Source organism: Streptococcus sp. HMSC063B03 (assembly GCF_001836965.1).
GTDB classification, from domain to species: Bacteria; Bacillota; Bacilli; order Lactobacillales; family Streptococcaceae; genus Streptococcus; species Streptococcus pneumoniae_F.
The window spans coordinates 1-9,733 of record NZ_KV831006.1 but is presented as its reverse complement, the minus strand read 5'-3'; the positions used below and the strand labels follow the sequence as shown (position 1 = coordinate 9,733).

Below are 9,733 nucleotides of genomic sequence, written 5' to 3'. Positions count from 1 at the left end.
CTTCTTCGCCAGCTTTTTCAGGATCTAGCCAAGTGTGAGGATCATAAAGCGTTTTTTCATCAACTCCATCACCTGCTTCCACATCTTCTAGACCAGGGACACGCTCCAATGTCATTCCTTCTGAAGCTTCTAAAACTTTAACTTTGGATTTTTTTAGATTGGGATCCAGACTTCCCGCCCAAGATTCAAGTGTATGCGAATGGTAGACAAAGACATCTGCATCATAGATGGCTGCAATATCATTTGCTGAAGGTTCGAAGGAGTGAATTCCGCTACTTGACTGGATCATTCGAACATCATTCAAGTCACCAGATACTTCCTTGACCATGGCATAGATAGGATAAAAACTAGTCACAATTTTCATCCCTTTACCTGACTGGCTCTCCTTCTGCCCACAAGCAGCTAAACACAAAAGAAAGACACTTAACAACACTAAAAACAAATTTTGTTTCTTCATAAAAACTCCTTAACTAGTTATTTAACTAGTTAATATTCTACTCCGATTTTTTTTATTGTCAAGCATTTTATGAACTAGTTAATAGATTTTATGATTTTAAACTATAAAAAAACCTTGCAACTTAGTTGCAAGGACTTTTCGATTAATCAAAGTTAACGTATTCTTTTTGAAGTTCAAGAACTTCTTCCATTGTTGAACACTCTGTAAGGGCACGGTTTGCGTACTCTTCCATCTTAGCAGTATCCAATTTCTTCATCAAGCTACGTGTACGAAGGACAGATGTTGCTGACATAGAGAATTCATCCAAGCCCATTCCGACAAGAAGTGGAACAGCTTTTTGGTCACCAGCCATCTCACCACACATACCAGCCCATTTACCTTCAGCGTGAGCTGCCTTGATAACGTTGTTGATCAAGCGAAGGATTGATGGGTTATATGGTTGGTAAAGGTATGAAACTTGCTCGTTCATACGGTCTGCTGCCATTGAGTATTGGATCAAGTCGTTTGTTCCAATTGACATGAAGTCTACTTCTTTTGCAAATTGGTCTGCAAGCATTGCTGCTGCAGGGATTTCAATCATGATACCAACTTGGATGTCATCCGCAACTGCAACTCCCTCAGAAAGAAGGTTTGCTTTTTCTTCTTCATAAACTGCTTTAGCTGCACGGAATTCTTTCAAGAGGGCAACCATTGGGAACATGATACGCAATTGACCATGAACAGAAGCACGAAGAAGGGCACGGATTTGTGTACGGAACATTGCATCTCCAGTTTCAGAAATAGAGATACGAAGGGCACGGAATCCAAGGAATGGGTTCATTTCGTGTGGCATATTGAAGTAAGGAAGTTCCTTATCTCCACCGATATCCATTGTACGAACAACCACTGGTTTACCATTCATTCCCTCAAGAACAGCCTTGTATGCTTCATACTGCTCATCTTCTGTTGGGAAGTCTTGAGAATCCATGTACAAGAATTCTGTACGGTAAAGTCCAACAGCTTCTGCACCGTTGTTGTTAACACCTTCAACGTCTTTTGGAGTACCGATGTTAGCAGCCAACTCGAAGTGTTTACCGTCAGCAGTCACTGTTTGAGCATCTTTCAAAAGTGCCCATTCAGCTTTTTGTTTAGCATAAGCTTCACCAGCTGCTTTAAATTCTGCCGCTTGTTCATCTGTTGGGTTGATAATCACTTCACCAGTAATTCCGTTAACGGCAAGGATATAACCGTCTTTCACCACTTCAGTGATGTTATTTGTTCCCAATACAGCTGCAATTTCAAGTGTACGTGCCATGATAGCTGAGTGGCTTGTACGTCCACCGATGTTTGTTACAAAAGCTTTTACAAAGTTTTTGTCCAATTGAGCTGTATCAGATGGTGTCAAGTCATGCGCAATCACGATTACTTCTTCATTGATAGAAGCTGGGTTTGGCAATTTCTTACCAAGAAGATTTGCCAATACACGTTTTGTCACGTCGCGGATATCCGCTGCACGTTCTTGCATGTATGGGTTGTCTTCCATGCCTTCAAAGATAGTGATGAACATGTCAGTCACTTCTTTAAGACCTGCTTCAGCATTGACTTTCTTAGCGCGAATTGTTTCTTTAATCTGACCAATCAATTCTGGGTCAGCAAGAACCATCAAATGAGCGTCAAAAACTTGAGCTGCTTCTTCACCTAGCGTACCTACAGCTTTCTCACGGATAAGAGAAAGCTCGTTTTGAGAAGCTTCAAGAGCTACATCCAAACGAGCCTCTTCTGCGTTTGTATCTTCGACTGAAACAGTCTCGAATGACAAATCCGGTTGAACGAGTAGATATGCTTTTGCAACTGCAACACCATCAGATGCTGCGATTCCTTTAAGCATTTCTGTCATTTTCCTTATGCCAATCCTTCTTTTTCCATTGTTTCTGAGATTGCAGCGATAGCGTCATCTGCATCTGCACCTTCAGCTGAGATAGTTACGTCAGCACCTTGGCCAACACCAAGACTCATAACACCCATGATTGATTTAAGGTTAACTGATTTACCTTTGTACTCAAGAGTGATATCTGAAGCAAATTTGCTTGCAGTTTGTACCAACAATGTTGCTGGACGTGCGTGAATACCTGTTTCTGCCACTACGTGGAAATCTTTAGAAGCCATAGTTTGACTCTCCTTTTGTTCTTTCTTTTTTGAGTTATATGTGATAACCCTTACAATTTGGTATTATATCATCTTCTAGGATTTTTTTCAAGCATTTTATGGGATTTATTCGATTTCCTTTCAGATAACTTGCTGAAAATCTTCTATTCTAGATAACAAAACACAGGATATAGTTTTTCAAAAAACAACTTATAGGATAATTATCACTATCTCACAAAACAAACACTACATATTGTGTTTTGTGAGCTTGAGCAGAAAAATAGACCACTATATTTAGTTTCAAATCATTGACAAAAATTTATTTTCTGATATACTAAGAAAGTAATCTATTTTGAAAGAGGAGTTACACAATGGTAACCGTTTATTCTAAAAACAACTGTGTCCAATGTAAAATGACCAAACGTTTCTTGGACAGTAATAATGTCGCTTATCGCGAAATCAATCTCGATGAGCAACCTGAGTACATCGATCAAGTTAAAGAGCTCGGTTTCAGCGCAGCTCCTGTTATCCAAACACCAACTGAAGTCTTTTCAGGTTTCCAACCAGGAAAATTGAAACAATTAGCATAATCTTAGTACATCATCCAGAAGAAACTGCTTCTAGGGCTAACTTAGAAGCCTTTCTTTTGTAATTAGATAAGGGAAATTTTATGGGATTAAAACATCTTGAGGACGTGACTTACTTCCGTCTCAATAACGAAATCAACCGTCCTGTCAATGGACAAATCATGCTTCATAAAGATAAGGAAGCCTTGGATGCCTTCTTTAAAGAAAATGTAGTTCCAAACACTATGATTTTTGATTCAATCAAAGATAAAATCAACTACCTCATTGAACACAACTATATCGAAACAGCCTTTATCAAGAAATACCGTCCAGAATTCTTGGAAGAATTGTCTCAATTTATTAAAGAACAAAACTTCCAATTCAAGTCTTTCATGGCTGCCTATAAGTTTTACAATCAATATGCCTTGAAGACAAACGACGGTGAATATTATCTTGAAAGCATGGAAGACCGTGTCTTCTTTAACGCCCTTTATTTCGCTGATGGCAATGAAGCTGTTGCAATCGATATTGCCAATGAAATCATCCACCAACGCTACCAACCTGCTACTCCTTCCTTCTTGAATGCTGGACGTGCTCGTCGTGGAGAATTGGTATCATGTTTCCTGATCCAAGTAACTGATGATATGAACTCTATCGGACGTTCTATCAACTCAGCTCTTCAACTTTCACGTATCGGTGGCGGTGTGGGAATTTCCCTCAGCAACCTTCGTGAAGCTGGCGCACCTATTAAAGGCTATGAAGGAGCTGCTTCTGGCGTCGTTCCAGTTATGAAACTTTTCGAAGATAGCTTCTCTTACTCTAACCAATTGGGTCAACGTCAAGGTGCTGGTGTTGTCTACCTCAACGTCTTCCACCCAGATATTATCGCCTTCCTTTCAACTAAGAAAGAAAACGCCGATGAAAAAGTTCGTGTCAAGACCCTTTCACTTGGTGTCGTGGTACCCGATAAATTCTACGAATTAGCTCGTAAAAATGAAGAAATGTACCTCTTCAGCCCTTACTCAGTAGAGCTTGAATACGGTGTGCCATTTAACTACATCGACATCACTGAAAAGTACGATGAACTAGTCGCAAATCCAAATATCCGCAAGACAAAAATCAAGGCGCGTGATTTGGAAACTGAAATCTCTAAATTGCAACAAGAGTCTGGCTACCCTTATGTAGTCAACATTGATACGGCTAACCGTGCAAATCCTGTTGATGGTAAGATTATCATGAGTAACTTGTGTTCTGAGATTCTTCAAGTTCAAGAACCAAGCTTGATCAACGATGCTCAAGAATTCCTGCAAATGGGAACAGACGTTTCATGTAACCTTGGTTCAACCAACGTTGTCAACATGATGACTTCACCCGATTTTGGTCGTTCTATCCGTGCTATGGTTCGTGCCCTTACTTTCGTTACAGATAGTTCACACATCGTAGCTGTTCCTACCATCGACCACGGAAATAGCCAAGCTCACACCTTTGGTCTCGGTGCCATGGGACTTCACAGCTACCTTGCCCAACAACTTATTGAATATGGATCGCCTGAGTCTGTTGAATTTACAAGCATCTACTTTATGCTTATGAACTACTGGACCTTGGTTGAATCAAACAATATCGCGCGTGAACGTGGCATCACCTTCCACAACTTTGAAAAATCAGACTATGCTAACGGAAGCTACTTCGACAAGTATGTAACTGGCGAATTTGTTCCAAAATCAGACCGTGTTAAAGAACTCTTCAAAGATGTCTTTATCCCAAGTGCTGCTGACTGGGCTGAACTTCGTGACAAGGTTCAAGCAGATGGTCTTTACCACCAAAACCGCCTTGCTGTAGCGCCAAATGGTTCTATCAGTTACATCAATGACGTTTCTGCTTCTATCCATCCGATTACGCAACGTATCGAAGAACGACAAGAAAAGAAAATCGGTAAAATCTACTATCCTGCTGCTGGCTTGTCAACAGAAACCATTCCTTACTACACTTCTGCTTACGACATGGATATGCGTAAAGTGATTGATGTCTATGCTGCTGCAACTGAGCACGTGGACCAAGGACTTTCACTCACACTCTTCATGCGTAGTGACATTCCAAAAGGTCTTTACGAATGGAAGAAAGAAAACAAACAAACGACACGTGACTTGTCTATCCTTCGTAACTATGCCTTTAACAAGGGAATCAAGTCTATCTACTACGTCCGTACCTTTACAGATGATGGTGGAGAAGTCGGTGCTAACCAATGTGAAAGCTGTGTGATTTAATCTTTGCTTGAGGAAACTACATTTTTTCAGATAAGTATTCATTCACCCTGCTAAACTAAACTAGAATAAGCATCTATACTATGAAATAACAAAAAGTCGGGCTTCCGACTTTTTGTGCGATACTCCTCTAGAATTATGATAAAATAGAAGTAATTGTGAGTTCGCAATACTAAACACAGAAAGAGATTTCAAATGGAAACTTACTACAAAGCCATTAACTGGAATGCCATCGAAGATGTCATCGACAAATCAACTTGGGAAAAACTGACGGAGCAATTCTGGCTTGATACACGTATTCCCTTATCAAATGACTTGGATGACTGGAGAAAACTATCAAATGTAGAAAAAGACTTAGTTGGAAAAGTCTTTGGTGGTTTAACCCTTCTCGACACTATGCAATCTGAAACTGGGGTTCAAGCCCTTCGCACGGACATTCGTACACCACATGAGGAAGCTGTTTTCAATAACATCCAATTTATGGAATCTGTCCACGCAAAATCTTACTCATCAATCTTTTCTACCTTGAATACCAAGGCTGAGATTGAAGAAATTTTCGAATGGACCAATACCAATCCTTACCTACAAAAGAAGGCTGAGATTGTCAACGAAATCTACCTAAACGGTAGCCCACTTGAAAAGAAAGTTGCCAGCGTCTTCCTCGAAACTTTCCTCTTTTATTCAGGTTTCTTCACTCCCCTCTACTATCTCGGTAACAACAAACTAGCCAACGTTGCAGAAATCATCAAATTAATTATTCGTGATGAGTCTGTTCACGGAACTTACATTGGTTACAAATTCCAACTTGGTTTCAATGAATTACCTGAAGATGAGCAAGAAAAACTCAAAGAATGGATGTACGATCTGCTCTATACTCTTTACGAGAATGAAGAAGGTTATACAGAAAGCCTCTATGACGGTGTTGGTTGGACGGAAGAAGTCAAAACCTTCCTTCGCTACAATGCTAACAAGGCACTCATGAACCTGGGACAAGATCCACTTTTCCCAGACTCAGCAGATGATGTCAATCCAATCGTCATGAACGGTATTTCAACAGGAACTTCTAACCACGACTTCTTCTCTCAAGTCGGAAATGGTTACCTTCTTGGCGAAGTTGAAGCCATGCAAGACGATGACTACAACTACGGTTTGGACTAATTCACTTATCCCAGAACTGATAACAAATATCATGGTTTGTTTAAAACAACCATGATATTTTTGTTTTTGTTTTCTTTTGTTTTTTAAATTGATTGATTGAATACTTTATGATAAAATAGTAATAGAAATAGAGGTGATAACGATGTTAAAGCAGGAAAAACTAGATAATATTCTAGAAACGGTAAATACAAAGGGAACTATTACTGTAAAAGAAATCATGACTCGCTTGGATGTGTCAGATATGACTGCTAGACGCTACTTACAAGAGTTAGCCGACAAGGATTTACTTGTTCGGGTGCACGGTGGAGCTGAAAAAATTCGCACAGGTTCCATTTTAACCAATGAACGTTCTAATATTGAAAAACAAAGCTTACAAATCGCAGAAAAACAAGAAATTAGCCGTTTTGCAGGCCATTTAATTGATGAAGGGGAAACAATTTTTATTGGGCCAGGGACAACCTTGGAATCTTTTGCCCGTGAACTTCCAATTGATAATATTCGTGTTGTAACAAACAGTTTACCAGTATTTCTCATCCTAAACGAACGAAAACTAACAGATTTGATTTTAATAGGTGGAAACTATCGCTCTATCACTGGAGCCTTTGTGGGAACACTAACCTTGCAAAATCTTGCCAATCTCCAATTTTCTAAAGCCTTCGTTAGCTGTAATGGTATTAAGGACAATGCGATTGCGACCTTTAGTGAAGAGGAAGGTGAATCCCAACGCATCGCCCTCAACAATTCCAATAAAAAATACTTACTAGCTGACAATAGTAAGTTCAATAAATTTGATTTTTATACCTTTTACAATATCTCTGATATTGATACCATCGTTTCAGATTCTAAACTGAGCAAAGAAACGTTTGAACAACTTTCAAAACAAACAAAAATTATTCTTTCTAAACCATAAAACTGAAGATTGATAAAAAATAAAATGCGTCATATCAAGAAAATAAGAATCTTGATATGACGCATTTTTGGATGAAGATTTTTACAAGGAGTTTCCTAGATTCTTTATGATTGTTGAAACGGCATAAAATCTGAATCAAAGGAGATATTATCCCGTTCTTCAGGACTGATAAAATTTAAAAAGATATTTTTAAATTCTTCTAGCTCATAGTCTGAATGGCAAATCCATTCTTTACCGGTAGAGACATACCATTTCCCAATATTTTTCAGCTCCTCATTAATCAAACAAGGTATTTGAGAACATTTATCAAAATTGATGATATAAACTTTTTCATAAATTGATTGGATAAAATCTTTGAACATCTTTTGCCTCACAAGAATTCTATATCTAATTACTAATTCTACTAGTCTATAATCTGACTTTCCGCTACTTTCTTGTACCAGTGAGCTGATTTCTTAGGATAACGTTCTTGAGTTTCAAAGTCTACATAGAAGAGACCGTAGCGTTTTTCATAACCGTTTGACCATGAGAAGACATCCATTAATGACCAGATGAAGTATCCTTTGACGTTTGCACCATCAGCAATAGCATCAGACAAGACTTCCAAGTGTTGTTTCACATAATCAATACGACCATCATCGTAAACAGTGTTATCGACGAACTCATCTTTATAACCAAGTCCATTTTCAGTGATGTAAATCTTCTTGTAGTTAGGATAATCTTTCTTCACACGCATGATTTGGTCATACAAACCTTGAGGGTAGATAATCCAATCCCAATCCGTACGTGGTACATAATCAGGAGCTACACGACGACCAACACCTTTGACTTGGTATTTAGAGCTTCCTTTCTCACCCTTACCATTATGGATAATTTCAGTTTCTCCATCAAATGCTTCCATCCAGTCACTCATATAGTAATTGATTCCAAGGAAGTCGTTCAAGTCTTTTGCAGCTTCTAATGCTGTGAAATCTTCTTCGCGGAAATCTAAGCTACCACCATTGACGGATAAAATATGGTTGACACCTTCCATCGTTTCAGCTGAATAGAGACCCAGATAAGTTGCATCCAAGATAAATTTATTGTGGATGATATCTTCCAACTCAGCAGCGCGAACATCTGCTGGATTTTTAGGATCCAAAGGATACTTGGTTGGCAGAGCGTGAACAACACCAATTTCACCTTTATATCCTTTATCTTTATATAGTTTTACAGCGTGTGCATGAGATACCATCATATTGTGGTGCGATTGGAATACTTTGGCAAGGTCGTACTGAATACCTGGAGGGAATTTACCAACCAAGTATTGACCATCACCAATTGGCCCAATTTCATTAAAGGTTGTCCAATAGTTTACTTCTGGAAATTCTTCAAAACAGAAGGCAGCGTAATCTACAAAGTGTTCGATATTTTCACGGTTTAAGAAGTCTCCATTTGAGTGGAGAGCTTCTGGTGTGTCAAAGTGATGAAGAGTTACAAAGGGCTCAACATGACGTTTGTGACACTCTGCAAATAAATTATGATAAAACTCAACACCTTTCTGATTTACTTGTCCGTAACCGGTTGGGAAAATACGTGACCAGGCAATAGAAATTCGAATGCCATTGACACCATACTCTTCTGCTAGCTTTAGGTCAACTGGATATTGATTGTAAAAGTCACTGGCTGGTTCTGCAGTGTACCAGTAGTTATCTTCAAGATATTTATCCCAAGCAACTGGTCCTTTTCCATCAGTATACGTAGCGCCTTCTGCTTGATAAGCAGCTGTTGCGCCACCAAAAATAAAGTCTTTTGGAAGTGTTTTTGTCATTTTTTTCACCTATTTCTTGATTTAAAATAAAGTAAAAGTGAGAGGAGAGGAGTCAGTGAGCCATCCTTCTCCATCTCACTTCTTGTACTGAGTCACCAAATTGTGACATGAGAAAGTAAAAACGATATCTTTTTACCGACGAATTAATAAGGCTATTAGGAAATTCGCCATAGCGATTTCCGTAACGAGAGGAGACTGTTTTATAGTCCCTATCGTTAATCGAATTGTGACATGAGAAGGTAAAAACGATATCTTTTTACCAACGAATTAACAAGGCTATTAGGAAATTCGCCATAGCGATTTCCGTAACGAGAGGAGACTGTTTTATAGTCCCTATCGTTAATCGAATTGTGACACGAGAAGGTAAAAACGATATCTTTTTACCGACGAATTAACAAGGCGATTAGGAAATCCGCCATAGCGATTTCCGTAACGAGAGGAGACTGT

8 protein-coding genes and 1 pseudogene are annotated in these 9,733 nt (G+C 38.9%); 4 read left to right on the top strand and 5 right to left on the bottom strand.

The window, feature by feature from the left end:
* The 3 genes and pseudogenes from adcAII to HMPREF2628_RS00040 all read right to left on the bottom strand — a co-directional run.
* Window positions 1–457 (bottom strand): annotated as a pseudogene (adcAII, locus tag HMPREF2628_RS00050) (zinc-binding lipoprotein AdcAII); the annotation flags it as partial.
* Window positions 458–599: 142 nt separating this feature from the next.
* Entirely contained in the window at window positions 600–2,333 is a 1,734-nt protein-coding gene (ptsP, locus tag HMPREF2628_RS00045) for a phosphoenolpyruvate--protein phosphotransferase (protein ID WP_070841972.1), read from the bottom strand.
* Window positions 2,334–2,338: 5 nt separating this feature from the next.
* Window positions 2,339–2,602, bottom strand: coding sequence for a phosphocarrier protein HPr (locus tag HMPREF2628_RS00040; protein WP_000146947.1), 264 nt, complete (start codon window positions 2,600–2,602; stop codon window positions 2,339–2,341).
* Between the two features lie 350 nt (window positions 2,603–2,952).
* Here HMPREF2628_RS00040 and nrdH point away from each other — a divergent pair, with 350 nt between their 5' ends.
* The 4 genes from nrdH to HMPREF2628_RS00020 all read left to right on the top strand — a co-directional run bounded on the left by nrdH (window position 2,953) and on the right by HMPREF2628_RS00020 (window position 7,476).
* Complete coding sequence (gene nrdH, locus HMPREF2628_RS00035; RefSeq protein ID WP_000259240.1) at window positions 2,953–3,171, top strand: glutaredoxin-like protein NrdH; 219 nt, start codon at window positions 2,953–2,955, stop codon at window positions 3,169–3,171.
* An 80-nt stretch (window positions 3,172–3,251) separates the two neighbouring features.
* Entirely contained in the window at window positions 3,252–5,411 is a 2,160-nt protein-coding gene (nrdE, locus tag HMPREF2628_RS00030; protein ID WP_070841971.1) for a class 1b ribonucleoside-diphosphate reductase subunit alpha, read from the top strand.
* Between the two features lie 192 nt (window positions 5,412–5,603).
* Window positions 5,604–6,566 carry a class 1b ribonucleoside-diphosphate reductase subunit beta gene (gene nrdF / locus HMPREF2628_RS00025; RefSeq protein WP_070841970.1) on the top strand — a complete coding sequence of 321 codons (963 nt, stop codon included), beginning with the start codon at window positions 5,604–5,606 and terminating at the stop codon, window positions 6,564–6,566.
* 142 nt (window positions 6,567–6,708) lie between these two features.
* Window positions 6,709–7,476: a DeoR/GlpR family DNA-binding transcription regulator gene (locus tag HMPREF2628_RS00020; RefSeq protein WP_070841969.1), complete on the top strand. Its 768-nt coding sequence runs from the start codon at window positions 6,709–6,711 to the stop codon at window positions 7,474–7,476.
* Between the two features lie 104 nt (window positions 7,477–7,580).
* Here the strand turns inward: HMPREF2628_RS00020 and HMPREF2628_RS00015 are convergent, their stop codons facing one another.
* Window positions 7,581–7,838 carry a DUF3884 family protein gene (locus HMPREF2628_RS00015; RefSeq protein WP_083320472.1) on the bottom strand — a complete coding sequence of 86 codons (258 nt, stop codon included), beginning with the start codon at window positions 7,836–7,838 and terminating at the stop codon, window positions 7,581–7,583.
* Between the two features lie 41 nt (window positions 7,839–7,879).
* Window positions 7,880–9,286 carry a 6-phospho-beta-galactosidase gene (lacG, locus tag HMPREF2628_RS00005; protein ID WP_070841968.1) on the bottom strand — a complete coding sequence of 469 codons (1,407 nt, stop codon included), beginning with the start codon at window positions 9,284–9,286 and terminating at the stop codon, window positions 7,880–7,882.
* Between the last annotated feature and the right edge of the window lie 447 nt (window positions 9,287–9,733).